The organism is Amycolatopsis sp. lyj-90 (genome assembly GCF_046549035.1).
In the GTDB taxonomy this organism is placed as follows: domain Bacteria; phylum Actinomycetota; class Actinomycetes; order Mycobacteriales; family Pseudonocardiaceae; genus Amycolatopsis.
Map to the genome: position 1 here is coordinate 405,015 of NZ_JAJPWP010000002.1, position 26,262 is coordinate 431,276.

Below are 26,262 nucleotides of genomic sequence, written 5' to 3' on the forward strand. Positions count from 1 at the left end.
GGATCAGCCCTCCCCGGTGCCTTCCCGGAGCCCTTCCTTGATGAGGTTTTCGGCGGCTTTGCGGCCCAACCGCAGGAAGGGAGCGGCGCGGCCCATGTCGCGATCGGTGAACTCGTAGACCTGGCGAGCCGCACGGGCGCGGGCGGCGCGGAGGTCGGTGACCATGGTGGTGCGTACCAGGCCGGACAGGGCCGCGGCGGTCTCTGCGGTCGCGACCGCCCCCGGCAGGTCGGCGATCGCGCCGGTCAGTGCCGACACGGCGTCCCGCGCGTGCCGGACCGCGCGGATCAGATCGGTCGAGCCGTCCTCGTCATGCCCGGCGCCCGCCGCGTACACACGGCGGACAGCCTGGTCGGCGTTCAGTTCCGTCCACACCACCTCGGCCCCCGCGCGTTCGGCTACATAGGCAGCGCTCGCGGTCGTCCAGAGAGACTCCATCCCTTCGTCGCACCGCACCTCACGCACGACCCGTCGCGCCGTGGCCGGGTCGAACCACCATGCCCCGGTCCACGGCAGACGGCCGGTCACGAACACGGCCTCACCGTCCGGGCCGGGGAAGGGATCGCCGTGCTCGTCCGGGATGCCGTAGTGGGATCGCCCCGTGTCCTTCGGGACGCACAATGCGTTCGCCACCTCGAAATCCACCTCGCCCGGCAGATCGGCACCGGTCAGCGCGACGGGGTACACGGACTCGCCGGTCCAGCTTCCGACCGCCCAGCCGCGCGCTGTCAGCCGGATGCCGGTCCGCTCGGCCGCCGAGCCGTGCCGCACGGCTTCGTGCAGAGCCAGCACCAGATCAGGGGCGACGATGGACTCGATCACGGCGCACAGCGTACGTCACGGGCCACCCCGTCAGCCGCGACCGCAGAGGGCGTGGTCGATCACGGGGTCCAGCGGATTCCCTTCCGGCAGTTCGGCACCGGGGTTGTAGGGCGTGAGGGTGTTGAGCGACACCATCACGCTGCGCTTGCCGTCTTCGGTCACGCCGTTGCCCGTCAGGTAGCCGGGCAGCGCGCCACCGTGACCCCAGTAGTCACCGCAAGAGCCGGTCAGCTTCATGAGCCCCAGCCCGTACGCGCCGAGTCCCGGCGCGGGCACGGTCTTCTTCATTTCGGCCAGCAGCGCGGGTTCGAGCACCTCGCCGCCCAACAGCGCCCGGAGGAACTTGTTGCCGTCCTCGGTGGTGCTGTTGATCGAACCGTCCGCTCCCCCGCCCGCCGAAGGATTCATCAGCGTCACGTCCACCCGCCGTCCGAGCCGCGGCGGGTTCGAGCCCTCCTCGACGAACCGGTCGTAGCCACGCGCGTGCGGGGTGGGAAGGAACGGCGAGGTGTAGGGATGCGAGGTTTCCCGCAGGTCCAGCGGCCGGATGAGCCGGTCGGTGATCTCCTTCCGCCAGTCCCTCCCGGCCACCTTCTCGGTCACCATCCCGGCGAGCACGTAGTTGGTGTTGGAGTACCCCCAGCCCGACCCGGGCGCGAACTCCGGTGGCTTGCCGACGGCCAGCTTCACCGCCTCGGAAGCGCTGAGCTTGTCGAACCGATGACGCAGGAAGCCTTCTTCGGTGAAGAGATCGAGCTCCGCCAGGTAGTCGTGCAGACCGCTGGTGTGCTGGAGCAGTTGCCGGACGGTGATGGCGCGGCCGTCGTTGCCGTTCCCGCTCACCACACCGGGCAGCCACCGATCGACTTTGTCCTCCAAGGAAAGCCGTCCTTCGCCGACGAGCTGCAGCATCGTCGCGGACAGGAACGTCTTGCTGAAACTGGCGATCCGGAAGTGCGCGTTCCACGGAACCGGCGTCTTGGCGCGCAGATCGCCATGGCCACTGCGCACCTTGACGCTGCCCTTGGCCGTGCTCACTTCCACCAGGGCACCCGGAGAACCGCCCGCCACGAGAGCGTCGGCGTCACGCTGCAGAGTCCGCTGCAACGGGTCTTTCGCTTGCGGCGTCGCGGACGCGACCGCCGGGGAAACGAGCGTAGCCGCGCAAAGTGCGGCGATCACCACTGAAGTTCGTTTCATACCGGTAAAACTACGAAGCATCGCCGCACCCGGCATCGGCTGTGAGGACGATGCCGCCTACCACCACGGTACTAACCCGGGGCAGGGTCGTCTCAGGGTTCAGCCGGAGACCAGGTCCATCCGGAGGAATTCGGTGACACGGAGCAACTTCGGCGGGCGACTCACCCCCGCGGGGAGCTCGTCCTCCCCGACGAGCCTCGGAGCGGCGAGTTCCACCTCCCGCCCGTCGATCCGCAGCCGTGCTCCCCGTGCCGCCATGGCGTTGCGCACCCAGTCCGAATCCGCGCCGTACACCAGGATGAACAGATAGCCGCCGTCGACCGGATGCGCGTCGAGCGGCGTGCGGTAGGTCTTTCCCGAGGTACGGCCGACGTGGATCAGCACCGGATACTTCCCTCCGGCGATCGCGCGCGGGTTGAAGACCCGGTTGTTGACGCGTCCCCACCATCTCGGCAACGGCATCGGACTCTCCTTTCGATGGCCTTACGCCCGTAAGGTTGGCTTACACCTGTAAGGTTGTCAATGTGCCGCCTCGTCGATCGCTCACCAGGGAACGCGTACTGCGAGCCGCGATCGAGGTCGCGGACAGTGGCGGCGTGGAAGCGATGACGATGCGGCGGGTGGCGCAGCACTTGGGCGTGGAGGCCATGTCCCTGTACCACCACGTGCCGAACAAGGACGCGATCCTCGACGGCGTCATCGACGCGGTCTTCGCGGCGATCGCACTGCCCGACACCGGAAACGACGACTGGCGCGAGGCGATCCGCGCACGCGCTTCGTCCGCCCGCGAAGTTCTGTCACGGCACAGCTGGGCTCTGGGTCTCATGGACTCCCGCCGCAATCCCGGGAAAGCGACGCTACGCCACCACGACGCCGTCCTGGGGGTTTTGCGGCGAGCGGGATTCACGCTCCCGATGGCCGTGCACGCCGTCTCGCTCATAGACAGCTACATCGGGGGCTTCGTTCTCCAGGAGTCGAACCTGCCGGTGAGCGGCGACGTCGATCAGGTGGCGGGCGACCTTCTCGAACAGCTGCCTCCGGACGAGTTCCCTTATCTCACCGAGGTGGTAGTCGAGCACTCCCGGCGGCCGGAGTACGACCACACGGGCGAGTTCGCCTACGGTCTGGATCTCATCCTGGAAGGCCTCGAAGCTCGCCGGAAGTGACCGAGAGGGTCATGCCTGTCGGCGCCACGAGAGCCAGGCGCGCCACCGGTGGCAGCGGCACCTGTTCCGGCGCGGCCCGGAAGGCCTGGATCACCAGCGCCGCGAACCGCCGGGACGCCGCGACCTGCGCGGCGGGCGAAACGGCCTGGATCCCGTTGTTGGCCATGAGCATGAGGATCAGGTCGTCGAGGACGAAGTCGGGCCGCAGATTCCCGGCGTCCTTGGCCCGGCCTGCCAGTTCGGCGATCGCCTTGAGCGCGTAGTCGCGGTCCGTGGTGAAGTCGATCGCCTTGGGGAAGGCCGAAACGAAGGCCGCGGTGAAACCCCTGTCGCGCGCGTGCAGCTCGCAGATCTTCTCGATCACGGAACAGAAGCCGTGCCACGGATCCGGGTCGGCGAGCCCTTCGTCGACGACGAGGTGACACAAGCGCATCTGGTCGGAGAAGGCCTCCGTCGCCAGGATCTCCTTGGTCGGGAAATGGCGATACAGCGTGGCGGGGCCGACATCGGCACGGCGCGCGACCTCCCGCAACGGCACGTTCAGCCCTTCGGTGGCGAACAGCGCGCGAGCCGCTTCGAGGATGCGGTCGCGGTTGTCCAGGGCGTCGGAGCGCGGGATCCGAGGCAAACGACTGGTCACCACTCTCACTTTAGCGAAAACGGACGGGGGCGTCCGTTAGCTTTCCGCCTGACCGAAGACGAAGGACGAGGAGACGAAATGCGAGCAGTCGAGATCCGGGCGTTCGGCGGCCCCGAAGGCCTGGCGGTCATCGACCTCCCCACCCCGGTTCCCGCCGCGGGAGAAGTGCTGATCAGTGTCGAAGCGATCGGCGTCGGCGGCGTCGACACCGTGATCCGGAGCGGGACTCTCTCCGGATTCGGCTTCCGGGAAGGGCATGTACCCGGCAACGAGGTGGCCGGGACCGTCACCTCGGCGGGCGACGGCGTCGACCCGTCCTGGATCGGGCGGCGCGTCTGGGCGTTCACCGGCGAGGGCGGCGGCTACGTCGAGCACGCGGCCGTCCCCGTCGAGCGGATCGTGCCTCTCCCCGGGAACCTCGCCACCACCGACGCGGTCGCCCTCGGGACTTCCGGCGTGGTGGCCCATTTCGCGCTCGCCCGCGCGCGGTTCGCCCCCGGCGAGTCGGTGCTGGTGCGCGGGGCGGCGGGCAGCATCGGGATCATGACGGTGCAGCTCGCGGCGGCCGGCGGCGCGAGCGCCGTGGCGGTCACGACGTCGTCGGCCGAACGCGGCGAGCGTCTGCGCGAACTGGGCGCGACCCACGTCCTCGACCGTTCCGGCGACGGGGACGGTCCCGCGGGGCACGACGTCATCATCGACATCGTGTCCGGTGTGGACATGCCTTCCTTCTTCGACCGGCTCGAACCGAACGGCCGCCTGGTGGCGGTCGGCGTCGTCGCGGGCATGCCGCCCGCGGACTTCGGCACCAAGCTCATCGCGGCGTTCCGGAAGTCCCTGTCGTTCTCCGCCCTCAGCGCCGACACGGTGCCTCGTCCCGATCAGCGGGCGGTGGGAGCGGCCCAGTTCGAAGCCGCGGCCCGCGGTGAACTGCGCCCGGTGGTGCACGAGCTGCTGCCGCTGGAGAAAGCCGTTCTGGCGCACCGGAAAATGGACGACGGCGAAGTGTTCGGCAGGATCGTGCTGACGCCGTAGCCCGTCCTTTGTGGAGTGCGGTCTCCGGATCCGATGAGGACACCCGCGTCACCCGGTCAGTGCAATTTTCGCCACCGCAAGCGTTCTTCGCACTAGGCTGCGCACTCGTGCCCGATCCGACACCCGAGGGACCCGGCTTCACGGCGGTCGACCTGCGTCCGCTCTCCGCCGGAGAGGGCACCGGTGCCTACTGCGTGAACGACGCCGGAATGATCGTGGGCGAGTCGGGCGCGCGGCCGGTGTCCTGGGACGGCGACGGACGTCCGTCGCCGTTGCCGATCCTCGACGGCTTTTCCGGCGGCCGCGCCGTCAGCGCCAACACCGCGGGCCTCGTCGCCGGCGCGCTCTACACCGGCGAGAACCTCCGGCCCGTGTGCTGGGAACCCGGCGGCCGGGTGCGGGTGCTCGAACTCCCCTCCGGCATGGTCTCCGGCACGGCGTGCCGGGTGAACGAACGCGGATCGATCCTGGGGAACGCGATGCGGCCGGGTTACCGGTGGCGGGCGCTGCGCTGGGAACCCGGGGGCGAGGCGGTGGAACTCGGCACCCTGCCCGGCGGCGGTGACACCCAGGCCCACGACCTGAACGGACTGGACGAAGTCGTCGGATCCGCCAAGGACGGCACGGGCGCCCGGACCGCGGTGCGCTGGACCGCGTCGGGCAAGATCGGGAAACTGCCGCCACCCCGCCGCGCGACCGCCTGCGGCATCACCGATTCCGGCGCCATCCTCGGCGACGGGGTGGTGTGGAACCGCGACGGCGGCACCGTCCTGCTGACCGGAGAACCGGAGTTCACCGCGGGACAGGTCGTCCGGATCGCCGGGCCCGGCGTCGCGATCGGCTGGGGCGTGACACCGGACCGGCGAAGCACCTGCGCGCGATGGGATCGCGACGGACGGCCCACCGTGCTCCGGCCCCTGCCCTCGGACGTCGCCACCACGTGCTTCGACCTCGACGACGCGGGGACGGTCGTCGGCGAGTCCGTGAGCCAGGGAACGGTGCGGCCCGTCCGCTGGGACGCCGACGCGACACCCATCCCGCTCCCGTCGCCCCGCGAGCTCACGGCGATCGTGGCCCAGCACATCAACGCGGTGGGCGCCGTCATCATCGGCTACGGCTTCGCCGCGGGCAGCTCCACTTATCGCGGGATCGCCTGGCGCCGCTCGTGAACCGGCGGCTCGTCAGGCCGTCGCGAGATCGATCGCCCGCCGCATCGCGTCGTCGAGTGGAATCCCCTCGCGCACGGCCGTTTGCCCGGCGGCGAAGACTGCACCGGTAACGGCGCCGACGATCGCCGCGGCGTCGATCTCGTCCAGTTCACCGTCGCAGGCCCGGCGCAGCGCGGCCGAAAGCCGCTGCTGAGCGTCGAACGCCCGCTGCAGCATCGTCGCGCGCAACGACGGCACCGACGTGATCAGGTCCAGCCGGATCCGCTCCGGCTCGGCCGCCGGGTCGCGGATCCCGGTCCCCGCCTCGGCGAGCATCCGGTGCATCGCGCGCCGCAGAAGTCCCGCCGCCGTCTCACCCGGCTCTCGCGCCGCGAGCACGTCCAACCCGGCACGCAGGATGTGCTCGCCGTCGTCGGTGAGGAGAAGGTCCTCCTTCGTCGCGAAGTGATTGAAGAACGTCGCGGTGGACACCTCGGCGGCCGCGGCGATCTCGGCGGTGGTCGTCCGGTCGTAGCCCTGCTGCTCGAAGAGCCGGTACGCCGTCTCGATCAACGCCTTCCTGGTGCGCCACTTCTTCCGTTCCCGCAAGCCCACCGGTTCGGTCATGGGCCCAGCATACTGGAGCCGAGCCAAACTTAGAGCTACTCTAATCTTAGAGTCAGTCTAACGAATGGAGGCGGCATGACGCTCGACGCGTTCCTCGACCGGTTGGAGTACCGCGAACCTGTCCGGCCGGATCTGGCGACGCTGCGGAACCTGCACCGGGCGTGGCGGCTGCGGATCCCCTACGAGAACCTCGACATCCAGCTCGGCAGGCCGATCCTGCTCACCCCGGACGCACTGCTCGACAAGTTCACGCGCCGCGGCCGCGGCGGGCTCTGCTACGAAATGAACGGCGCACTCGCCCTCCTGCTCCGGGCAGCCGGATTCACCGTGACGATCGTGGAAGCCGCGGTACAGCGCGCGACCCGCGGCGACGGTCAATGGGGCAACCACATCGCCCTGCTGATCGACGTCGACGGCGAGCGCTGGCTCGCCGACACCGGCATCGGGGACGCGTTCCTCGAGCCGCTACCGTTACGGGAAGGCACGCACTGGCAAGGAAAACTGCCCTACCGGATGGAACGCCTCGACACCGGCACCTGGCGAGTGCACCATCATCCGAACGGCACGATCGCCTCCTGCGATTTCCGCACCACGCCCCGCGAACTCGCCGAATTCGCCGACCGGGCCCTGACCAGAGACCCGGCCTCCCCGTTCGCCAGAGTGCTTGTGGCGCAACACCATCGCGACGGTCACGAACTGGCCCTCCGCGCGCGCACGGTCACGCGCGACGGCACCGATCGCCGCACACTGTCCACCCTGGACGCATTCGCGGGGGCGCTGACGGAGTTCCGCGTCCCGCTGGAGGACATCGGCACCGGCGAACTGGCCGCGCTCTGGGACAGGACGGAGGGGCAGCACGAAGCCTGGCTGGCCATCCAGGCCGACGCCGCGCGGAGGTGAACGACGCCCCGCCTTAACCTGGCGCGATGGACCACAGCGAGATGATCGAGTACGTGCGCGCGCAGCGGACGGGTGTCGTGTCGACGCTCGGCCCCGGCGGCGCACCCCAAGCCGCCTATCTCCCGCTCGCGGTGACCGATCGCGGCGAGCTCGTGTTCGACGCGAAACCGGATTCCCGCAAGGTCGCGAACCTGCGCCGCGACGGGCGGATCGCGATCGTCATCGGCGGCGCGGACGGCACGACTCTGCAATGCGAAGGTGTCGCCGACGCTCCGGCCGGAAAGGAACTCGAGCGCTGCGAGGCCGCCTATCTCGCGGCGTTCCCGGAGTTCGCGGACTCGATCGGCGGCGGGGGCGTGGTCGTCCTGCGCGTCGCGCTCCACTGGGCGAGGTACGGCGATTTCCGTACTGAGACAACGGAAATGCGGGAAGTCGAGCTTCCACGATCCGACTGAAGTGAGGCGTCGGTACAGGTGGTCGCGAGTGGCGTTTCGGATTAGAACCCGAAACGCCACTCACGACCCCAGCGCATTCCGTCACTCGGACGCGGACTCATTCTCGCCGTAATCACCCTTCAGTGGCGTTTGTTCGGTTCCCTTGTTGCTTAAAATTACGAACACTTGTTCGATAGGTTTGCGGTATTATTGTGGGGTGTCCGAGACGATCCTTCCCGAGTTGCCGCAGGAGTTGTGGCGCGCTGGCAAGCTGGAGCTTGCCCACGGCGTGCAGCAGTTCCTGCAGGTGATGCGGGTCGCCTCTGCCGGTTTGGGGCGGTATCTGGCGGAGATTGATTCTCGTGGCGCGAAAGACTTATACGGTTATGGGACGACGTTGGCGTGGTTCGCCGATGTCGCGGGACTGAGTCAGGGTGAAGCCCGGCCGTATGTGAAGCGTGCTGTCGATCTGAATCCGACGCGCGCCTTGGACGGCACGGAGATCCCGGCCTTCGCACCGGCGACCGCTGCAGCAGCGGCGGAGGGTGCGATCGGTGAGGAACGGATCAAGCAGATCGTGGAGATCCTGCGGAAGATCCCCGCCGAGGTGTCGGTGGAGGATCGGGAGCACGCGGAGACAACCCTCGCCGATCTCGCCCGAAAGGCGGGCCCACGGCAGGTGTCGGATCTCGGTGACCAACTGCTGGGCTGGCTCGACCCGGACGGCAAGGAACCGAAGGACCCCGAACCCGCCCAGCCCCGCCGGGAAGTCACCCTGGAGCGCCGCAAAGACGGCTACTGGAACCTGAAAGGCCTCCTTGATGACGAGGCCGGGGCCCGGACCGCGGCAGCGTTGGAGGCGCATGCGAAGCCTCGCCCGGTGGACGAGTTCGGCCAAGCCGATCTGCGCACGAAGGCCGAACGCCAGGGCGACGCCTGGGCCGAGCTACTCGACTTGGCGATCGCGTGCCCGGACCAGCCCGGGACCAGCGGCTACCGCACCCTGATCCACGTCACCATCGGCCTCGACGAGCTGAAGTCCGGTCTGGGCACGGCGTGTGTGGACTTCGTCGGAAAGATGACCGCCCGCGAGGCGCGGATGGCGGCCTGCGACTGCCTGATGCTCCCGGTCGTGATGAACGCGGCCGGTGAGCCGCTGGACGTGGGACGACTGAGACGATTCGTCACCCCCGGCCAACGCCGCGCCCTCAACATCCGGGACGGGGGCTGCGCGTTCCCCGGGTGTCATCGCAAGCCGAAGAACTGTCACGCCCACCACATTCACCACTGGGCAGACGGCGGGCCGACAGATCTCCGGAATCTGGTGCTGCTGTGCGGCTTCCACCACCGGCTGATCCACCACGGCGACTGGCAAGTCCGCATGGCGGCCGACGGGCTACCGGAGTTCATCCCACCCCAGTACTTGGACCCGCTACGAAAACCCCGACGCAACTGCACTGTGTGACCCGAGGAGCCCGCCAGCCACACCGGCGACGGGCCCCTCGGCATGCCCGCAGGTCGAAAGAGCAGTCCTAGCCACGACCATGTCCGCCGACCCGGTCCAGCACCGCGCGCGTGTACCCGGCGGTGTCCGCGGTCCCGCCGAGGTCGGCGGTACTGACGCCGTCGGCAAGCGCGCCGAAAGCGGCGGCCAGCAGTTCCTCGCTCGCCTCGGGGTGTCCCAGGTGGTCGAGCATCATGGCCGCGGACCACAAGGCGCCCAGCGGGTTGGCTTTGCCCTGCCCGGCGATGTCCCGCTCGGGGTTGAGGTTCGCCGCCGGGGCGAAGTCACTCCCGCCAGCGGTTGTTGAGGAAGGCGTCGTCCTCGTCGTCCACCGGAGCCGGACGACGAGGAGCGCGCCGAGGGGTGTCCCGCCCCACGCGGGCGGGCGGCTCCGAGGTGAACGGAGCCGCGGGGTCCTCGAAGGCAGGGGCGCCGTCGAACGCCGACGAGTTCCCGGGCTCCGCGTGCGACCGGTCGGTGCTCCAACCGGACTTCGTCTTGCGCTCCCCCAGCTCACGCCGGTGCTCGACGTAGCGTTGGGCGGTCTGGACCTGCTTGGTCATGAACTCCTGCGAGCTCGCCTTGATCTCGTCGGCCTTCTTGTCCCGCAGGGCCCGGCGCTCCGACTGCTCGCGGACCAGACCGTCCAGGGTCGCCTTCATCCCGGCGGTGTCATCGGCGCTCATCTGTTTCTCTCCTGCCTCGGCTTACCGCCTGCGGGTGACCGGCTGATCCTCATCGTCCAGCAGCGAACCGGTGATCCGGCCGGTGGGTTCGTTGATCTGGTCGAACACCTCGCCCTCGATCCGGTACGCCCGGTTGGACCGTTCCTGGTCACCGCCGCCACCCTGGCCACCGCCGCCCATGCCGCCCATCGGCGGCATCGCGCCGCCGCCGAACGACTGGCCGGTCGATCCGCTCACCGGAGCGGACGGGGCCCCCGCGGGCACGGGTTGCGGCTGATGCGCCCCGCCGCCGGTGTGCACGCCTTCGGTCAACGACGACGGCTGTCCGCTCACGGGGGTCGCGGTTTCGAACGGGGCCGCGATCCCCGCGCCGCCGCCACCGGCGTGGCCGCCGCCACCGCCACCGCCGTGGCTGCCACCGCCTCCGCCACCGCCGTCGAGGTCACCGGCGCGGATACCGTCGGGGACGGTTCCCCCGCCACCCTGGTGCGGGGTGAACGGCGCACGGTGCTCGGGCTGCGTCGTCCCGGTGAGGGGCTTGGTCTCGGCTGAGGGCTTGTGCGTGTCCGAGGGATCCTTGTCCTCGCCGAGGGTGTACGTGGTCGGTTTCCCGGTGCCGTCGTCGACGGTGACGACCGTCGGCCCGGACGGGCCGTCGGGACGTTCGGCGGTGATCTTCACATCGCCGTCCTGGATGTGGATCTTGCCGTCCGCCCCGGGGCGGTGGACGTCGTCCTTCTTGCCGTCGCCATCGGGAGCGTCGCCCAGCTTGGACTCGTCGCCGGTCCAGTCGAGCTTGAAGTCCTTGGCAGGCCCCGAACCGTCGCCGACCTTGATCTCCATCTCGCCGTCTTTGTCCGGCTCGGTCATCTCGAAGGTCTTGTCGCCCTGCTTGACCTTGAGGGTTTCGCGTTCGCCGTCTTCGGCCTTCTCGCCGTCCTTGGTCTTGTCGCCGTCTTCACCGGTCTTGTCACCGGTCAGCTTGTCGCCGTCCCCGCCCGGCATGTCGTCGCCGAGCTTGTCCAGCGCTTCGGAAGCCTTTTTCTTCGCTTCTTCGGCGGCCTTCTCGGCGGATTCCTTGGAGTCGGCCTCCCCCGTACCGCCAGGAGCGTCGCCGAGTTTGTCGAGCGCTTCGGAAGCTTGCTTCTTCGCTTCTTCGGTCGCCTTCTCGGCCGCTGCCTTGGCTTCGGACGCGGGATCCGTGCCGCTACCGCCGCCGGTGCCACCGCCCGGACCGGAACCACCCGGACCGGATCCGCCGGAACCGCCGAGATCCGCGCCGGTGGGACCGTCGCCCAGCTTGCCCAGTGCCTCGGCAGCCTGCTTCTTCGCGTTCTCGGCCGCCGCCGCGGCCTGCTTCTTCGCTTCTTCGGCCGCGGCCCGCTGCTCGTCGCCGGTGTTCGACGGCGGAGCGGAGCCCGAGGGCGACGTCTCGTCCTTGCCGCCTGCCGGACCGCCACCGGAGCCACCGCTGGAACCGCCGCCCGGCGAGCCGCCGCCGGCTCCGCTGTCGGGGATCTTCACGTCCGGGATCGGCGGAGGCTTGGGCGGGTCCGCCGGGCCGTTGCCGCCACCCGAACCGGAACCGCCGGTGCCCGAGCCGCCACCCGTGCCGCTGCCCGAACCCTCCGGGCCGCCTCCCGGGCCGCCGCCGGAACCACCTTCGGGGATCTTCACATCCGGAACGGGCGGCGGCTTCTGGCCCGATGAGCCGGTGCCGTCGCCGGAGCCGCCACCAGGACCGCCGCCGGGGCCTCCGCTGCCGGAACCGCCCTTGCCATCGCCGGAACCGCCGGTGAAGTCCGGTCCGCCGTTGCCCTGGCCGCCGGGTCCGCCACCCGTGCCACCGCCGGGGCCGCCCGCGCCACCCTTGCCGTCCGCGCCCGCGCCTTCGAACTCGTTCTTGACCTTGCCCATCACCTTGTCGAGTTCGTCATAGGCCTGGTTGACGAAATCCTTGGTTTCCTTGCAGTTCTTCTCGAAGCCCAGGTAGATGGTGGTCCACATCTCCGGGATGAACTGCCTCTGGATCCACTGCTTGGCGAGGTTCTGGCCCGCCTTCTTGAATTCGTCGTCGTCGCAGCAGCCGTCGTTGTTCAGCTGCTGCACGAGGTTGGAGCCGAAGTTGGCGTCCATCCAGCCCGCGATCGCGCCGAGGTCTTCCTTGCCGCTCTTCTCACCGGCGGCGATGGCGACGACCTTCTGCGCCATCGCGAAGTCGGCCTTGCCGACCACCTCTTTGTAACCCTTGACGACCTGGTCGGCCTTCTCCTTGCAGAGCTTGAACACCGTGGTGGTGGTGTGCAGCGTCGCTTCGCCGGCGGTGTTCAGCGTCTGGGCGAGTTTCTTGGCCTTGGGATGGATCTTCTCGTTGTAGTTCTCCGACGAAGCGTCCGCGGCCTTTCCGGTCCAGGTCCCGTACAGGGTGTTCAGCTGGGATCCGGTGTCGTCGATGGCCTTCTCGACGGTCTTCGAGCCCGTCTTGAAGTGCGCGGCGTCGTCGACGAAGTTCTTGAAGTTGATGCCGCGCTGCTCGTCGAACGGCTTCTTGATGTCCTTCTCGAAGTCGAGCGCGCGGCTGGTCCCCCGGCAGTCCTCCGGGAGCTTCGCCAGCAGTGAACCGAAGGTCTGGAAGACCTTGAGCGCGGGTACGGCGGTGTCGAAGATCTCGTCCGACGTCTTGGTCCCGCCGCCTTCCGGCGTGGGTTCCTTTGTGCCGTCCAGCTTCTTGTCGCCGTCGTTGACGGCCTTCGTCTCTTCCTTCTGGGTGAAGCTGGCCTGATCGCCTGCCGCCTTCGCGCCACCGTAGATCTTTTTGGTGTCGTCGTCGTACGGCATGAACGGAAGGGCGTTGAAGGTCTGCGCGTACTTTTCGGCTTCCTTGCGCTTCTGCTTGATCTCTTCCGGCTCCTCGACCCCGCCCCACGGGGGCGGCGCCGGATGCGTCTTGATCCACGAGCCGATGAGCGCCGTCTTGTTACCGGGCGGCACGCTCGGGTCGTCGAGGACGGCCTTGACTTCGGTCCAGGTGAGTTCGTCGGCCACTAGCGCGTCCCCGTCTTGGTGATCTTGTTCTTCGTCTCGTCCTCGTTGGCACCGTAAGTGGTGCCCGCGGTGCCGAGGTTCGTGCCGAACGAGCCGAGCGTTTTGCTGTATCCCTGGACCGAGGCCCACAGCGCCGCCACGCCGTCGGTGTACTTCTTCGAGTGGTCGCCGTGAGCCTGGCCGAAGCCCGCCGCGTTCACCGGTGTGCTCGACAGATCAGGATTGTCTTCGAGCAACTGTTCCGTCAGCTTGCCGATGTTCTTCGATGCCGATGAAAGCGCATCGGTCGCCGCGGTGAAGCCCCCGCTCATTCTTTTCAGCGCCTTTCGTCGGATCCGTCGGCTTTATCGCCGAGTGCCTCTGTGAGCACTTCGGCCACCGACCCGATGTCGGTGAACCGGTCGAGCTGGTCCAGATCAATCCTCACGTCGTGGTAGATCTCCAGCGCCGACAGGAGTTTTATCCGTCCCTTGGAGTCGATGCCCAGCTCTTCGAGCGGTGCGTCCGGCTCGATTTCGGCGGGATCAAGCCGAAAAGTCTCGCTGACGACCTTCACGACCTCCGCGCGGTGATCACCCACGGCGCCGACTATAACGCGCCTTGGCCGCCGCCCGCGCCACCTTGCCACTGGAAGTGCGCGGAAGGTCACCGGAGGGAACCAGACGTACCGATCGCAACGTCAGATCATGTTCACGTGACACCGCGCGCAATACCATCCGGGTGACTTCTTTGACATCGGCTTCGGCGTTCTTTGCCCATTCGGCTACCAACATCGCCCCTTCACCCATTTCGTCCGCCACCCCGAAAGCGGCGACGCGGTCGCGGCGGATCGCCGGATGCGCTTCACCCGCCACCGCTTCGATGTCCTGCGGGTGGAAGTTGCGGCCGTCGATGACGATGAGGTCCTTGAGCCTGCCGGTGATGTAGAGGTCCCCGCGGTGGACGACGCCGAGGTCGCCGGTGCGCAGCCAGCCGCCGTCGCCCTCGAGTTCCCCGCCGAACGCGGCGGCGTCGCCACGGCCCCAGTAACCGGCCGCGACGTTCGGGCCGTGGATCCAGATCTCCCCGGCCAGGCCGTCGGGCTGCGCGACACCGTCGCGGACGATCCGCACCCGCTGGCCGAGCGGTCGGCCGACCGAGACGAGCTCCTGGCCGTCCGGCACCTCGACCGCGCGGCCCTGCGCGAGGGCCTCCCTGTCGAACACCGCGCCCCGCGGTCCTTCCGCGCCCGCGCTCGCCACGTACACGGTGGCCTCCGCCAAACCGTAGGACGGACGGTGGGCTTCGGGCCGGAACCCGCGCGGGCCGAAGACCTCCCGGAAGCGCGCGACCGTACGCGGCTGGATCGGTTCGGCGCCGTTGAGTGCGATCCGCACGTCGGAGAGGTCCAGATCGTCCCCGGCGTCTTCCGCGGCGTCGGCGGCCAGGTCGAACGCGAAATTCGGCGCGGCGGTGAACACGGCCGGGTGATCGGCGAGCTGACGCAGCCACCTCGCGGGCCGGTGCACGAATTCGGCGGGCGACATGAACACCGACCGCGCGCCCGCGAAGACCGGCAGGCAAAGAAGCTGGATCAGGCCCATGTCGTGGAAGAACGGGATCCAGCCCGCGCAGGTGGTCCCCTCGTCGACCGCGTAGGCCTGGCTCGCCTGCCAGCAGGCCGCGGTGACCGCCCGATGCAGGATCACGGCGCCGGCGGGCTCTCGCGTCGATCCGGACGTGTACTGGAGGTAGGCGGGACTCTCGGGCGCGACCGGGAGCGGATCCGCGCCCGGCCCGGAAAGCTCGTCGACCACGAGAAGATGTTCGGGCGTCCCGGCTTCCCGCGTCTTCGCGGCGGCGGCCGACGACGTCAGCCAGACCCGGGCACCGCAGTCTTCCAGCACACCGGCGAGCCTGCCCCGCTGCGCGGGGCTGCCCGGCGCCATCAACGGCACGGCCACCAGCCCCGCGGCGAGCGCTCCGAAGAACGCGAGGGGGTAGTTCAGGTCTTGGCCGGTCAGCACGGCGACGCGATCACCCGGACGCGTGACCCGGCCCAGCTCCCCCGCGACTTCCCTGACCCGGGAGACGAACTCCGCCCAGGTGACCGTGTTGTCCACGCCCGCGCCGTGATCCTGATGCGTGAACAGCGGGCGCGGGTCGGTCTCGCGAGCGAACAGCCGCTCGACGATCGAGGTGCGCAGCACCTGCTCCGGAACTTCCACCGGCGACGCGGTCATGTCCGGCAACTTACTGGAGGCGGTGATCATCCGCTTAGCGCCCCTGCGGGGCCCGCAGGGGCGCCGGGTACCGGGTCAGTTCACCGTCACGGTCGCGAGCGAGGCGTCCTGGCCGGGGGCGATGCCGCACGGCAGGTCGAACGTGCCGAGGTCCGTCGGCGTCCCGTCCGCGTGCCTCGGCGTGACCTTCCCGGTGAAGGCGCCGCCCACGGCGAAGGCGACCGAACCGGGCTTCTTCACGGTGAGCCCGGGGATCGGGCCGGTGATGCTGAGCGCCAGCGGGCCGTCCTGCGGTACGGCGGTGACCGGGAAACCCAGGCCGTTGAGCGTGACACCGAGTTCGGTGCCGTTGTAGTCGACGTCGACGTTGGCCGACGCCGTTCCTTCGATCGTCGCCGCGCCGATCAGATTCAGCGCGGTGACGCTGTCACCGTCGAGGGAAACGGCCACCGAAAAGCCGGTGACATCGATCGGGGAGCCCGCGGTCACCGCCTCGGGAAAGGTCGCGGTCACCTTCGCGGCGACAGGCTGCGCTCCGATGAGCGGCATTTCGCAGGTGAATGTCAGGTCCTTGGTCACCGGTCCGGCGAGCGGCGCGGCGCTAGCGGAAGCGGCGGGCAAGGTGACAACGGCTCCGGCGAAGACGAGAGCGGCGGCGATCCGGGCAAAAGGTCTTACGGACGAAACGCGCTTCATGGAATCCTCCGGTCAGGAATTCGGGAAAAGGAATGACGAAATCCGGGAAAACGTTACGACGGTCCGAACCGGTCAACAACACACCAACGTATTCGTATCGATTCAGGCGACCGGGTTCCGATTGTTCTTGTCATTCGAGGACGATTCCCGGATCGCATTCTTGCCAGACGGGTACCTGTCCCGGACGGTTCCGCGCTTCAGCTCAAGGCGTCCAGTCCCTGTTGCCAGCGTCGCCGCCGCTCGGCGGAATCCTGTTCCCACCAGGGAGTGCCTCGTTCCCCCAAGGCGACCTTGGCGAGGTGCACGCGCGACCGGGCGTCTCGTTCCGCCTCGGTGTCCTGGTCACGACGGGCCGCGCCGACGTCGCGCCGGGCACGCATCAGCAGGCTCCGCAGCGTGGCCGCCGTTTCCTCCGGAATCTCGGGATCGGTCGCCCGCCAGCGCCGTCCGTCGATCACGACGAAACGCCCGTCCGGTGTCCGCTCCGGCTCAGCCATCCGAGCTCCGGGGAGACCGGATCCTGATCGGCCCGCGCCAGTCACCGTCCGGATCCAGCGAACGGCTCCGCTGGGTGAGCCGCACTTCACCGGCGCGAGCGAGTTCCCTGGCCAACTCCCGGGCCTGCGGCATCAGGGGGCGCCAGTCGTCGGCCACGGCCCTGGCCGCGTCGGACGGGCAGGTGCTGCTGTCCGCGCCCCGCGCCGCGGTCAACGCGACGATGGCGGCCCGCAGCCGATCCGGCGGGGCCTGCGCGGTCAACGCGATCCTCGCCTGGTCCGCCCCGGGGCCGCCACCGTCCCGGATCCGCTCCAGTTCGCGCCGCGGGGCAGGCAGCTCGGTCATCCCACCAGGGTCGCACCGATCGATCCCCGCCGCTCGACGCACCGGGCACGACCACCCACTACTCCGAGTGGCCGTTCGCTTCGATGAATTTCGGACAGAAGACCGGACATTTCTCGCCCTTCCGCGGATCTCGACCGCACACTCTGCGAGCAGTGTGTTTCTTTCCCCCGGCCTTGGAGGATCCCCATGCGTCGAAGAATCGCCCTGGCACTCGGCGGAGCCGCCGTCCTGACCGCGAGCCTCACTTCCGCCGCCCTCGCCCCCGTCGCGCTGGCTTCCCCCGGACTGATCACCGCCATGCAGCGGGATCTGGGGCTCACCGCCGCACAGGCCGAAACCCGGCTCGCCCAGGAAATGACCGCCTCACGCGTGATGCCCGCCGCCCAGCAGGCCGCCGGCGCGGCGTTCGGCGGTGCCTGGTTCGATCCGGCCCGCGGCAAACTCGTCGTCGGGGTGACCGATCCCGCGGCGGCTTCCGCCGTCCGGCAGGCCGGTGCCGAACCCGCCACCGCCGCCATCAGCGCGGCGAAACTCGACGCGGCGAAGGCCGAAATCGACTTGTCGGCCCAGCGCAGGCCCGCCCCCGCGGCGGTCAGCGGCTGGCGTGCCGACCCCCGCAGCGGCAGTGTCGTGGTCGCCGTCCGGCCGGGCGCGCACGGCTCTGACGTCGACGACTTCCTGGCCAGGGCGAGGAAGGCCGGTCCGGTCACCGTGGTCGCCGCGCCGAAGGCCGAACCGTTCGCGGCGGGCACCGTCGGCGGCGACCCGTACTACATCAACGGCAACACCCGCTGCTCGATCGGCTTCTCCGTCCACGGTGGATTCGTCAGCGCCGGTCACTGCGGCGGCAACGGTAGCTCCGTCGTCGGCTGGGACGGCTCGGCGATGGGCAACTTCGCCGGTTCTTCCTTCCCCGGCAACGACTACGCGTTCATCCGGATCGGCAACGGCTGGTGGACCGCGCCGGTCGTCCTCGGCTGGGGCACGGTGAGCGACGCACTCGTCCGGGGATCGTGGGTCGCCCCCGTCGGCACCTCGGTGTGCCGGTCGGGCTCGACGACGCACTGGCACTGCGGCACCGTGCTGGGGCATAACGAGACCGTCAACTACTCACAGGGCGCGGTCCACCAGATGACCCGCACCAACGTCTGCGCGGAGCCCGGCGACTCCGGTGGCTCGTTCATCACCGGCGACCAGGCGCAGGGCGTCACCTCCGGCGGCTGGGGCAACTGTGGCTCCGGCGGCGAAACCTGGTTCCAGCCGGTGAACGAGATCCTGCAGACCTACGGTTTGTCGCTCGTCACCGCGTGACCCCCTCGTGAGTGGTAAGGACGGTTAGAACCGTCCTTACCACTCACGAGTTCGGGACGTAGGCGGGAAGCGCGTCGAGACTGTGGCGCACAGCCTCGGCACCGTAAGCGAACATCTGCCGCTCGTAATCACCGACGGCGTCGAGAAGGTCCTGTCGGCCCTCCGATGCCTCGATCAGGCAGCGGCGCAGCAGATCGGCGTCGCGCAGGGCGGTGTTCGCGCCGTTGCCGCCGGTCGGCGAGGTGGCGTGGATCGCGTCACCGAGCAGGGTGACCGGACCCGGCGCCCAGCGCTCGCGAGGTTCGACCACCCGGATGGACAGCAGGGTGCTGTTGTCCGGATCGGACTGCTCGACGAGCGCCCGGAGTTCCGGATGCCAACCGTCCATCCTGGACAGTGCGGCCTCCTGCGGGGTCGCGGCGCCGAGTGGACCGTTCGGCAGGATCATCGCCCAGCGCACGTAATCACGGACGTCGGGAAGGGTCACCTCGGGCGCCAGCCGCTCGGCCGCCTCCTTCGGCGGGGTGCGGAACCGCATCGCCCCGAGCAGCAGGCTCATGCCGTCCCCGGCAATCTTCGAGCCGAAAGCCCGCGACAGTCCGGTAAAACGTTCGGTCAGCGGCGTGCGGCCGATGACGAACCGGACACCGGTGTCGGTCGGGGTGATCCGCGGTGCCAGCGCCGCGCGGACGGCGGAGCCGACCCCGTCCGCTCCGACCAGCAGATCGGCGGTCACCGGGTCACCGTGCGCGAAGCGGGCGGAAACCTTGCCGTCGGGCAGTACGTCGTAGCCGGTCACCCCGGCACCGGTCCGCACCCGGAGCCCGGTCAGCAGCAGATGCCGGAGCACGTGCCGGTCGACCACGGTGCCGGTCCTGCCGGGGCCGAGCTCGCCGATCCGGTTCAGGTGCCGGTCCAGGATCAGCCGCTCGCCGTAGGCGTCACCGACGATCGCGTCCAGCAGCGGATGCCAGCGCGGTGGCAGGCAGGCGCGCACCGCTTCGAACCCCGCCGGGTTCAGCACGAGCCGGTAGCCCTGGAACCGCGCGGTGATCGCCGGATCCCGCTCGTAGACCTCGGTCTCGATGCCGGCGCCGCGCAGACCCTGCGCCAGGCACAGACCTCCCAGACCGGCTCCGGCAACTGAAACTCGCATCACGCGCCTCCGTTTCGAACTTAGTTCGTCATCAACGAACTAAGTTCTACGCGGCGAACTAAGTTCGTGTCAAGCTAGAGTGACCGGCATGCCCTCCGATCCCCGGCAACGCCGAGCAGCCCGTCACGCCCAGCCCACCGGGGATCCCGCGACGTCGCCGCCGCGCAAGCAGCCCATCACGGTCGACCGGATCACCGACGCCGCCCTGCAGGTCGTGGCCACCGAGGGCTACGACGCCCTGACCATCCGCCGGGTCGCCGCGGTGCTCGGCGCCGGGCCGTCGTCGCTGTACGCGCACATCGTCAACAAGGACGACATCGACGATCTGCTCGTCGGGCGGCTCTACGCCGCGGTCGTGCTCCCCGAACCGGATCCGGCGCGGTGGCGACAGCAGATCCGTGACGTCTACACGCAGATCCGCGACCAGTACCTGAAGTACCCCGGCGTTTCCCGTGCCGCGCTGGGCACGGTCCCCACCAACCTGCACACGCTGCAGGTACGTGAAGGACTCCTGACGATCCTGCTCGCCGGGGGCATCGAACCGCAGACCGCCGCCTGGGCACTCGACGCCCTGTCCCTCTACGTCAGCGCCTACGCCCTGGAACAGTCACTCGTCCAGCAGCGGCGGAAAGACCCGGAGCAGGAGTGGGTTGTCAGCCGCGAAGAGCTGCTACGCCGGTTCGCCGCCCTGCCTGCCGACGCGTTTCCGCAGACCCGGCGCCACGCCGACGCGCTGACCTCCGGCACCGGGCACGACCGCTTCGACTTCACCCTCGACCTGATCATGGACAACCTCTCCCGGTCCTAGCGGGATGATCACCAATCCGCCAGCCTCGGGGTCAAAGCGTCCTCGAGTGCCTGCTGCCGCCGGGCTTCCGGGTTCCGGTACTCCTTGACCATGTCGTCGGTCGTCAGATATTCGTCAGGCCGGTGCGACGGGCCGGCGGTGGTCAGCAACGTGGTCGCCGGATACTCGATTTCGAAGGGTCCGCACGTCCCGCTTTTCTCCTCCCGGTAGAAGCGCGTGATCGCCAGTCCGTTGCTCACCGCCGCTTTCGCCCCGAGGTGCACGGTCAGCACCTGACCCGCTCCCGCCTGCCATCCCTGCTTCCACATCGGGGCCGCGAGGACCGGGACGAGAAGGTGGGTGACCCCGGCCGCGACGAGATGCAGGCGCCGCGCCGGACGGGTGAAGTCCTCGCACACCTGGACGGCGAATCGCCCCGCGCGCGAGTCGAGCACGGTGATCAGGGAATCGTGGGAGATGCGTTCGTCGCGTTTGACCCCGCCGAGCTCGACCTCGTACTCCTTCTGTTTCCCCACCGTGAAACAGAATCCCGACATCTTGTCCTGGGTGAGCATCGGCTCGACCCAGCCGTTGCGATGGACGAGGACGGCGCGGTTCGGCGGACGGCTGCTGGCCGGATGCGGTCCCACACCGATCACCGGACCGGTTCCCAGCAGGAGCCAGGTGAGCGAGCTCCCTTCGGGCCGCGGCGTGGCCCGAAGCAGCTCACGCCACCGTTCAAGGAGGCTGTCGTCCAGGCAACCCTCCGGGAGGATCGCCAGTACCGCCCCGCTCTTGTCGAGAACGTTCAGCGCCCTCGCGATCCGGTCGTCGAGTCGCGTACTGACGGGCCCGACGGTGTAGAACCCACCGTCGGGATGATCAGGCTCCCAGCGCAGGTCGGCCGGCTCGGCCAGCAGGGGCAGCTGCGCGATCTTGAGCAGGCCGAGCCCGTCCGGCCGCGGCAGGTCGCGGACGGCGGGGACCCGGGAAATCTGCAGATTGGCGCTGACATAGGGCGGGATCCGCAACAACTGGAGGAAATCGTCGATATCCTCCGCGTCCTCGTTCGGACGGCAGGGGGAAGTGCGGCGGGGCAGCAGGATGCCCCCGGTCCGGTCGTTGAGCCTGCCGTTCATCTCCAGCCGCACCTGCAGGTAGTCGAGTGCCCGGAAACCCAGGTAGGACGTGTCGGCGTTGGCGTCGAGGAGCGCGAGGTCCAGACCGAGCAGAATGCCGAAACCCGTCGGATCGTCCGGGGAGTCGGAGATCCACTCCGCGGAAAGGAAGCCCGTCGTCCGCACCTCGTTCCGCACGGCTTCCTTGACGGCCCGGACGCTGTCGCGCACCGACCACTCGCTGAGCGTGTCCCCGTGCACTTTCTTGAGCTCGTCGTAGAGGTTGACGAACTCGTCGGCAGGATCCATACTTAACACTTCCTTGATTCTGGAGGTGGAGAGCCCATGCCCTCGACTGCGACAGCCGCACCGGACACGACACCGGCGAGCCTGAGGCCCACCGCCGAGGGGATATCCCGAGGCTTCGAAGCCTGGGCGACGAAGCTGAAAGAAGAGACCGGTGAGGGAAAGGTGCTCGGCGACCACGCGGCGGTCGACCGCTGGGCGGCAGCGGTGGGCAGGTGGCTGGTCGACGCCGCCCTGCTGGCGGACATCCCGGCACTGAGCTCGGCGCTGAGCGCCTTCCAGAACGCGGGGATGCGGCTGCAACCGGGCGGCCACACCATGCGGCTCGAGGCCGTCGTCATGGGATTGGCCGAGGTGGCGCAAGCCGCGCTCGATCGCGCGGAGCAGGCGGCACTGGCCGACACCCTGGACCCGAGGTCCTGGGCGGCCAGGATGCTCGTGCTGGTGCACCGCGAACCGCACATCACCAGTTCCGACGTCTGTGATCGGCTCAAGGTCCACGAAGCGCAGATCAGCCGCAGCGGAAAGATGCTCCTGGAGCGCGGCCTGGTCGTCAAAACCCGGCTCGGCCGCTCGAAAGGCTGGTACGCCACTCCCCGGGGCGAAGCCGTGGCCGAACAGCTCGCGGATCGAGGGACCGAATAGCCGCGGTCCGGAGACCGCGTTCGCCGTTCCCCGCCGTTGTCGCGAATGGCGATTCTCATCCCACCCTCCGGCCGCCGTTCCTGAACTAGTCGCCGGCAGGCCGTGAATGGTTACGCGCAGCAATCCTCATGAGACGCTTTTCGACGCTTCTTTTGAGAGAAAGTTCGAAAGTGTCGGACGCGGAGTCCACGCACCATTCTCTTTCCGCTCAACGGTCGACCTCAGTGCGACGTTCAAGGAAAATGGTGTCGTGCCAGACATCGCCACGCCGGGCGATACGTTCGCGGATGCCGACGGTGCGGTAACCGGCGCTGCGATACAGGGCGAGGCTCGCGCGGTCGTCGGTGAAGACCGAGGTTTGCAACGTCCGGATCCCGGCGGCGTCGGCTTCGGTGACCTGTTTGTGGATCAAAGCCTTTCCGACGCCCCGACCGCGGTGGCTTTCGGCGACCCGGACAAAGGCCTCGGCGACGCCTTGATGACAAGCACGCGACGAGATCGGTGCCGCGACGGCCCAGCCGACGACTTCGCCCTCGTATTCCGCGACCCAGCGGTGATCCGGTAATCCTTGGACGTCGAATTCGGCGGCGGCACCTTCACCGGAAATCCGTCGTAATGTCTCCTCGTCGCCGTCGGCCATCGGCCGCACGATGACATCGTCAGGCACGTTGTCCGGGCAGCAAGGCCGCGGGGCGAGCAGGCCCATGACGGCGTCGGCCGCGTGCGGGAGACCGCTGCAGCAGGACTGGTTGATCGTGACGACGGTCGCGGTGCCCTCCTTGCGCAGGTGCAGGAAACCGACCTCGGCCAGCTTCCGGACGTGATGCGAGCACGTCGACTGGCTGGTCCCGAGGATCTCGGTCAGGGCACCGACGGTCAGGCCGCGGGGCGAGGTCGCGACCGCGTGCAGCAGTTTCACCCGCATCGGCTCGGCCAGGCAGGCGAACCACCCGGCGTAGGTCGCGGCTTCCTGTTCGGGCAGGAGGCCGGCTAGGGGAACGGGCACCACCGAGGTCATGGCCCACAGTATCGACCAGAATCGATGATTGCGTCAATCGATGGCCATCGATACAGTCCCCCGCATCGACTCAATCGAGCGTGATCGATGAAAGGGACATGGGGATGAACGAGCTTCCTGTCGTAGTGGTCGGAGCGGGCCCGGTGGGACTGGCGGCGGCCGCCGAGCTGGTGGAGCGGGGTCTCGAGCCGCTCGTCCTGGAGCGCGGCCCGCGGGCGGGCGCGGCGGTGGCGGCGTGGAATCACGTCCGGCTGTTCTCCTCCTGGTCCGAGCTCGTCGCTCCGGCGGCCGGGCGGCTGCTGGAGAAGACCGGCTGGACGAGGCCGGATTCCGAGGCTTATCCGACGGGTTCGGACTGGGCCGGGTCGTATCTGCGGCCGCTGGCGGAAGCACTGACCCACCGGGTGCGATTCGGCGCCGAGGTGACCGGAGTGGCACGCCGCGGCCGGGACCGGGTGGTGGACAGCGGCCGGGACGGCGAGCCGTTCACCGTGCACGTCCGCTCCGCCGACGGTTCGGAGGAGCGGATCGCGGCGCGGGCGGTGATCGACGCGTCGGGGACCTGGACGACGCCGAATCCCCTTGGCGGGGAAGGACTTCCCGCCGTCGGCGAGCGAACCGCGGCGGACCGGATCGGCTATCGGGTCCCGGATCTGGGCGACGAGACCGTGCGGGCGCGCTACGCGGGCAAACACGTGGTGGTCGCGGGCAGCGGGCATTCGGCGCTGACCGCGCTGGTCGCGTTGTCCGGCCTGGCGAAGGACTCGGCGAGTACGCGGATCAGCTGGGTGTTGCGCCGCGGTTCGGTCGGCGACACCTTCGGCGGCGGCGACGCCGACCAGCTTCCCGCCCGGGGCGCTCTCGGCCTGCGCGCCCGGGCCGCGGTGGACGCGGGGCTGGTCACGGTCGTGACCGGGTTCCGCACCGAGGCTGTCGAACGAGACGGTGACGGGCGGCTGTCGCTGCTCTCCTCCGCCGGGCAGCGGCTCGACCAGGTCGACGAAGTGGTGACCCTGTCCGGGTTCCGCCCCGAGCTGAGCTGGCTCTCGGAGATCCGGCTGGAACTGGACCCGGCCCTGCAGGCGCCGGTCGCGCTCGCACCGCTGATCGATCCGAACGTGCACTCGTGCGGAACCGTGTACCCCCACGGCGCCAAGGAACTCGCCCACCCGGAGAAGGACTTCTACCTCGCGGGCATGAAGAGTTACGGCCGGGCGCCGACTTTCCTCGCCATGACCGGCTACGAACAGGTGCGCAGCATCGCCGCAGAGCTCGCCGGTGACCACGAAGCGGCCGCCCGCGTGGAGCTCAGGATGGCCGAAACCGGAGTCTGTGGTGGCGCCGGCCTGTTCGACGAGCCGGACGACGCACCGGCCGCCGGAGGCTGTTGCGCGGCACCGGAGCCGGTGGCCCTCTCGCTCGGGGTCACGAACCGTGGGCAGGCCAGCGTTTCCGGAGCCAAAGGCTGACGTAGACCAGGCCGACCAGCACCGGTACTTCGATCAGCGGGCCGACGACACCGGCGAGAGCCTGCCCGGAGGTCACGCCGAAGACGCCGATCGCGACGGCGATCGCGAGTTCGAAGTTGTTGCCCGCGGCGGTGAACGCCAGTGTCGTCGTTCGCTCGTAGGACAGGCCCGAAGCCTTGCCCAGCGAGTAGCCGCCGACCCACATGACCGCGAAATACACCAGCAACGGCAGCGCGATCCGGGCGACGTCGAACGGCCGCGAGGTGATGTTCTCGCCTTGCAGCGCGAAAAGGATCACGATGGTGAACAGCAGGCCGTACAGCGCGACCGGGCCGATCTTGGGCAGGAACGTGTTCTCGTACCACTCACGGCCCTTGGCGCGCTCCCCGGCGCGGCGGGAGAGGTAGCCGGCGGCGAGCGGGATACCGAGAAAGATGACCACGCTCAGCGCTATCTCCCACGGCGAGAAGTCCAGCGTCGTCGTGTCCAGACCCAGCCAGCCGGGCAGCAGGTCGAGGTAGAACCAGCCGAGCACACCGAACATGATCACCTGGAAGACCGAGTTCAGCGCGACCAGCACCGCCGCGGCCTCGCGGTCACCGCAGGCGAGGTCGTTCCAGATGATCACCATCGCGATACAGCGGGCCAGCCCGACGATGATCAGCCCGGTCCGGTACTCGGGAAGGTCCGGCAGCATCAGCCAGGCGAGCGCGAACATCAGCGCCGGGCCGACAATCCAGTTCAGCACCAAGGAAAGCATCATGGTGCGCCGGTCACGGGTGACGGTGTGCAGCCTGTCGTAGCGGACCTTCGCGAGCACCGGGTACATCATCAGCAGCAGGCCGAGCGCGATCGGCAGCGACACCTGCCCGATCTTCACCGCGTCCAGCACCCCTTGCAGACCGGGGATCACGCCGCCCAGCACCAGTCCGGCCACCATGGCGGCGACGATCCACACCGGCAGATAACGGTCCAGAAAGGACAGTTTGCGCACGACGTCGGAAGTTTGGGTCACGCGGGATCCTTGGGGGTGTCGAGGATTTCGGTGACCAGGCGGCGGACGCGGCGGTCGATCTCGTCGCGGATCGGGCGGACGGCGTCCACTCCCCGCCCCGCCGGGTCTTCGAGCGGCCAGTCGAGGTAACGCTTGCCGGGGAACACCGGGCAGGTGTCACCGCAGCCCATGGTGATCACCACGTCGGAGGCTTCGACGTCCTCTGTGGACAGTTTGACCGGGATCTCGGCGGTGATGTCCAAGCCCCACTCCGCGAGCGCGGCCGCGGCGGCGGGGTTCACCGCCTCGGCGGGTTCGGACCCCGCCGACCGGACGGCGATCCGGCCGAGCGAGTAGTGCCGCACCAGCGCGGCGGCCAGCTGGGACCTCCCGGCGTTGTGCACGCAGACGAACAGCACTTCGGGCGTGCGGGTCATGCCATCTCCTCGAGACTGGATCGAAGTTCGCCGATGCAACCTAGGAGACTGGA

The 26,262-nt window shown here is 69.0% G+C and carries 29 protein-coding genes; 10 read left to right on the forward strand and 19 right to left on the reverse strand.

Annotation, left to right across the window (positions count from 1 at the left end; genetic code table 11):
* Positions 1–3 precede the first annotated feature (3 nt).
* The 3 genes from ACLJPX_RS07535 to ACLJPX_RS07545 all read right to left on the reverse strand — a co-directional run bounded on the left by ACLJPX_RS07535 (position 4) and on the right by ACLJPX_RS07545 (position 2,484).
* Positions 4–822 (reverse strand): hypothetical protein, encoded by an 819-nt coding sequence (locus tag ACLJPX_RS07535; RefSeq protein ID WP_410599382.1) that lies wholly within the window; start codon positions 820–822, stop codon positions 4–6.
* A gap of 30 nt (positions 823–852) precedes the next feature.
* Positions 853–2,022, reverse strand: a complete 1,170-nt coding sequence (locus ACLJPX_RS07540) for a serine hydrolase domain-containing protein (RefSeq protein WP_410599383.1) — start codon at positions 2,020–2,022, stop codon at positions 853–855.
* A 99-nt stretch (positions 2,023–2,121) separates the two neighbouring features.
* Positions 2,122–2,484: a nitroreductase/quinone reductase family protein gene (locus tag ACLJPX_RS07545; RefSeq protein ID WP_410599384.1), complete on the reverse strand. Its 363-nt coding sequence runs from the start codon at positions 2,482–2,484 to the stop codon at positions 2,122–2,124.
* A gap of 62 nt (positions 2,485–2,546) precedes the next feature.
* Between ACLJPX_RS07545 and ACLJPX_RS07550 the strand changes: the two genes are divergently transcribed.
* The gene (locus ACLJPX_RS07550) at positions 2,547–3,188 is read left to right on the forward strand and encodes a TetR/AcrR family transcriptional regulator (RefSeq protein WP_410599385.1); all 642 of its coding nucleotides are present in this window, start codon (positions 2,547–2,549) and stop codon (positions 3,186–3,188) included.
* Here the strand turns inward: ACLJPX_RS07550 and ACLJPX_RS07555 are convergent.
* On the reverse strand, positions 3,154–3,828 hold the full coding sequence (locus tag ACLJPX_RS07555; protein WP_410599386.1) for a TetR/AcrR family transcriptional regulator: 675 nt from the start codon (positions 3,826–3,828) through the stop codon (positions 3,154–3,156). The two genes, ACLJPX_RS07550 and ACLJPX_RS07555, sit on opposite strands and share 35 nt — an antisense overlap.
* Positions 3,829–3,906: 78 nt before the next feature.
* Here ACLJPX_RS07555 and ACLJPX_RS07560 point away from each other — a divergent pair, with 78 nt between their 5' ends.
* Together ACLJPX_RS07560 and ACLJPX_RS07565 are read left to right on the forward strand one after the other, a co-directional pair.
* Complete coding sequence (locus ACLJPX_RS07560) at positions 3,907–4,863, forward strand: zinc-dependent alcohol dehydrogenase family protein (RefSeq protein WP_410599387.1); 957 nt, start codon at positions 3,907–3,909, stop codon at positions 4,861–4,863.
* Positions 4,864–4,970: 107 nt separating this feature from the next.
* A complete protein-coding gene (locus ACLJPX_RS07565) occupies positions 4,971–6,032 on the forward strand; it encodes a hypothetical protein (protein WP_410599388.1) in 1,062 nt (353 codons plus the stop codon).
* A 12-nt stretch (positions 6,033–6,044) separates the two neighbouring features.
* Here the strand turns inward: ACLJPX_RS07565 and ACLJPX_RS07570 are convergent, their stop codons facing one another.
* Positions 6,045–6,638, reverse strand: coding sequence for a TetR/AcrR family transcriptional regulator (locus ACLJPX_RS07570; RefSeq protein ID WP_101609019.1), 594 nt, complete (start codon positions 6,636–6,638; stop codon positions 6,045–6,047).
* Between the two features lie 75 nt (positions 6,639–6,713).
* Here ACLJPX_RS07570 and ACLJPX_RS07575 point away from each other — a divergent pair, with 75 nt between their 5' ends.
* The 3 genes from ACLJPX_RS07575 (at position 6,714) to ACLJPX_RS07585 (ending at position 9,437) form a co-directional block, all read left to right on the forward strand.
* The gene (locus tag ACLJPX_RS07575; protein WP_410599389.1) at positions 6,714–7,538 is read left to right on the forward strand and encodes an arylamine N-acetyltransferase family protein; all 825 of its coding nucleotides are present in this window, start codon (positions 6,714–6,716) and stop codon (positions 7,536–7,538) included.
* 26 nt (positions 7,539–7,564) lie between these two features.
* Entirely contained in the window at positions 7,565–7,993 is a 429-nt protein-coding gene (locus tag ACLJPX_RS07580) for a pyridoxamine 5'-phosphate oxidase family protein (protein ID WP_410599390.1), read from the forward strand.
* Between the two features lie 196 nt (positions 7,994–8,189).
* Positions 8,190–9,437, forward strand: a complete 1,248-nt coding sequence (locus ACLJPX_RS07585; protein ID WP_410599391.1) for a DUF222 domain-containing protein — start codon at positions 8,190–8,192, stop codon at positions 9,435–9,437.
* Between the two features lie 67 nt (positions 9,438–9,504).
* Here the strand turns inward: ACLJPX_RS07585 and ACLJPX_RS07590 are convergent, their stop codons facing one another.
* The 9 genes from ACLJPX_RS07590 to ACLJPX_RS07630 all read right to left on the reverse strand — a co-directional run bounded on the left by ACLJPX_RS07590 (position 9,505) and on the right by ACLJPX_RS07630 (position 16,968).
* Positions 9,505–9,723, reverse strand: coding sequence for an isocitrate/isopropylmalate family dehydrogenase (locus tag ACLJPX_RS07590; RefSeq protein WP_410600018.1), 219 nt, complete (start codon positions 9,721–9,723; stop codon positions 9,505–9,507).
* Between the two features lie 37 nt (positions 9,724–9,760).
* On the reverse strand, positions 9,761–10,162 hold the full coding sequence (locus ACLJPX_RS07595; RefSeq protein ID WP_101609023.1) for a hypothetical protein: 402 nt from the start codon (positions 10,160–10,162) through the stop codon (positions 9,761–9,763).
* Between the two features lie 21 nt (positions 10,163–10,183).
* Positions 10,184–13,207 carry a WXG100 family type VII secretion target gene (locus ACLJPX_RS07600; protein ID WP_410599392.1) on the reverse strand — a complete coding sequence of 1,008 codons (3,024 nt, stop codon included), beginning with the start codon at positions 13,205–13,207 and terminating at the stop codon, positions 10,184–10,186.
* Positions 13,207–13,518, reverse strand: a complete 312-nt coding sequence (locus tag ACLJPX_RS07605; protein ID WP_410599393.1) for a hypothetical protein — start codon at positions 13,516–13,518, stop codon at positions 13,207–13,209. Before ACLJPX_RS07605 ends, ACLJPX_RS07600 begins: the two co-directional genes overlap by 1 nt.
* Before the next feature lie 5 nt (positions 13,519–13,523).
* Positions 13,524–13,787 (reverse strand): acyl carrier protein, encoded by a 264-nt coding sequence (locus ACLJPX_RS07610; protein WP_168214359.1) that lies wholly within the window; start codon positions 13,785–13,787, stop codon positions 13,524–13,526.
* On the reverse strand, positions 13,780–15,429 hold the full coding sequence (locus ACLJPX_RS07615; protein WP_410599394.1) for a fatty acyl-AMP ligase: 1,650 nt from the start codon (positions 15,427–15,429) through the stop codon (positions 13,780–13,782). The genes ACLJPX_RS07610 and ACLJPX_RS07615 overlap by 8 nt, the downstream gene beginning before the upstream one ends.
* A 75-nt stretch (positions 15,430–15,504) precedes the next feature.
* Positions 15,505–16,125: a DUF6801 domain-containing protein gene (locus tag ACLJPX_RS07620; protein ID WP_410599395.1), complete on the reverse strand. Its 621-nt coding sequence runs from the start codon at positions 16,123–16,125 to the stop codon at positions 15,505–15,507.
* Between the two features lie 197 nt (positions 16,126–16,322).
* On the reverse strand, positions 16,323–16,622 hold the full coding sequence (locus ACLJPX_RS07625; RefSeq protein ID WP_410599396.1) for a hypothetical protein: 300 nt from the start codon (positions 16,620–16,622) through the stop codon (positions 16,323–16,325).
* Positions 16,615–16,968, reverse strand: a complete 354-nt coding sequence (locus ACLJPX_RS07630; protein WP_410599397.1) for a DUF3253 domain-containing protein — start codon at positions 16,966–16,968, stop codon at positions 16,615–16,617. The genes ACLJPX_RS07625 and ACLJPX_RS07630 overlap by 8 nt, the downstream gene beginning before the upstream one ends.
* A gap of 186 nt (positions 16,969–17,154) precedes the next feature.
* Here ACLJPX_RS07630 and ACLJPX_RS07635 point away from each other — a divergent pair, with 186 nt between their 5' ends.
* Positions 17,155–18,279 (forward strand): S1 family peptidase, encoded by a 1,125-nt coding sequence (locus tag ACLJPX_RS07635; protein WP_410599398.1) that lies wholly within the window; start codon positions 17,155–17,157, stop codon positions 18,277–18,279.
* Between the two features lie 43 nt (positions 18,280–18,322).
* Here the strand turns inward: ACLJPX_RS07635 and ACLJPX_RS07640 are convergent, their stop codons facing one another.
* A complete protein-coding gene (locus ACLJPX_RS07640; RefSeq protein ID WP_410599399.1) occupies positions 18,323–19,435 on the reverse strand; it encodes an FAD-dependent oxidoreductase in 1,113 nt (370 codons plus the stop codon).
* Between the two features lie 79 nt (positions 19,436–19,514).
* On the opposite strand from ACLJPX_RS07640, the gene ACLJPX_RS07645 reads away from it, so the two are divergent.
* Positions 19,515–20,243 (forward strand): TetR/AcrR family transcriptional regulator, encoded by a 729-nt coding sequence (locus ACLJPX_RS07645; RefSeq protein WP_410599400.1) that lies wholly within the window; start codon positions 19,515–19,517, stop codon positions 20,241–20,243.
* A gap of 8 nt (positions 20,244–20,251) precedes the next feature.
* On the opposite strand, the gene ACLJPX_RS07650 is transcribed toward ACLJPX_RS07645, so the two are convergent.
* Positions 20,252–21,649: a hypothetical protein gene (locus ACLJPX_RS07650; RefSeq protein ID WP_410599401.1), complete on the reverse strand. Its 1,398-nt coding sequence runs from the start codon at positions 21,647–21,649 to the stop codon at positions 20,252–20,254.
* Between the two features lie 36 nt (positions 21,650–21,685).
* On the opposite strand from ACLJPX_RS07650, the gene ACLJPX_RS07655 reads away from it, so the two are divergent.
* Positions 21,686–22,291, forward strand: a complete 606-nt coding sequence (locus ACLJPX_RS07655; RefSeq protein WP_410599402.1) for a MarR family transcriptional regulator — start codon at positions 21,686–21,688, stop codon at positions 22,289–22,291.
* A gap of 208 nt (positions 22,292–22,499) precedes the next feature.
* Here the strand turns inward: ACLJPX_RS07655 and ACLJPX_RS07660 are convergent, their stop codons facing one another.
* Positions 22,500–23,309, reverse strand: coding sequence for a helix-turn-helix domain-containing GNAT family N-acetyltransferase (locus tag ACLJPX_RS07660; RefSeq protein ID WP_410599403.1), 810 nt, complete (start codon positions 23,307–23,309; stop codon positions 22,500–22,502).
* A 104-nt stretch (positions 23,310–23,413) separates the two neighbouring features.
* Between ACLJPX_RS07660 and ACLJPX_RS07665 the strand changes: the two genes are divergently transcribed.
* Entirely contained in the window at positions 23,414–24,778 is a 1,365-nt protein-coding gene (locus tag ACLJPX_RS07665) for an FAD-dependent oxidoreductase (RefSeq protein WP_410599404.1), read from the forward strand.
* Here the strand turns inward: ACLJPX_RS07665 and arsB are convergent.
* Both arsB and ACLJPX_RS07675 read right to left on the reverse strand, forming a co-directional pair.
* The gene (gene arsB / locus ACLJPX_RS07670) at positions 24,735–25,793 is read right to left on the reverse strand and encodes an ACR3 family arsenite efflux transporter (protein WP_410599405.1); all 1,059 of its coding nucleotides are present in this window, start codon (positions 25,791–25,793) and stop codon (positions 24,735–24,737) included. The two genes, ACLJPX_RS07665 and arsB, sit on opposite strands and share 44 nt — an antisense overlap.
* Complete coding sequence (locus ACLJPX_RS07675) at positions 25,790–26,209, reverse strand: arsenate reductase ArsC (protein WP_410599406.1); 420 nt, start codon at positions 26,207–26,209, stop codon at positions 25,790–25,792. The genes arsB and ACLJPX_RS07675 overlap by 4 nt, the downstream gene beginning before the upstream one ends.
* Positions 26,210–26,262 lie beyond the last annotated feature (53 nt).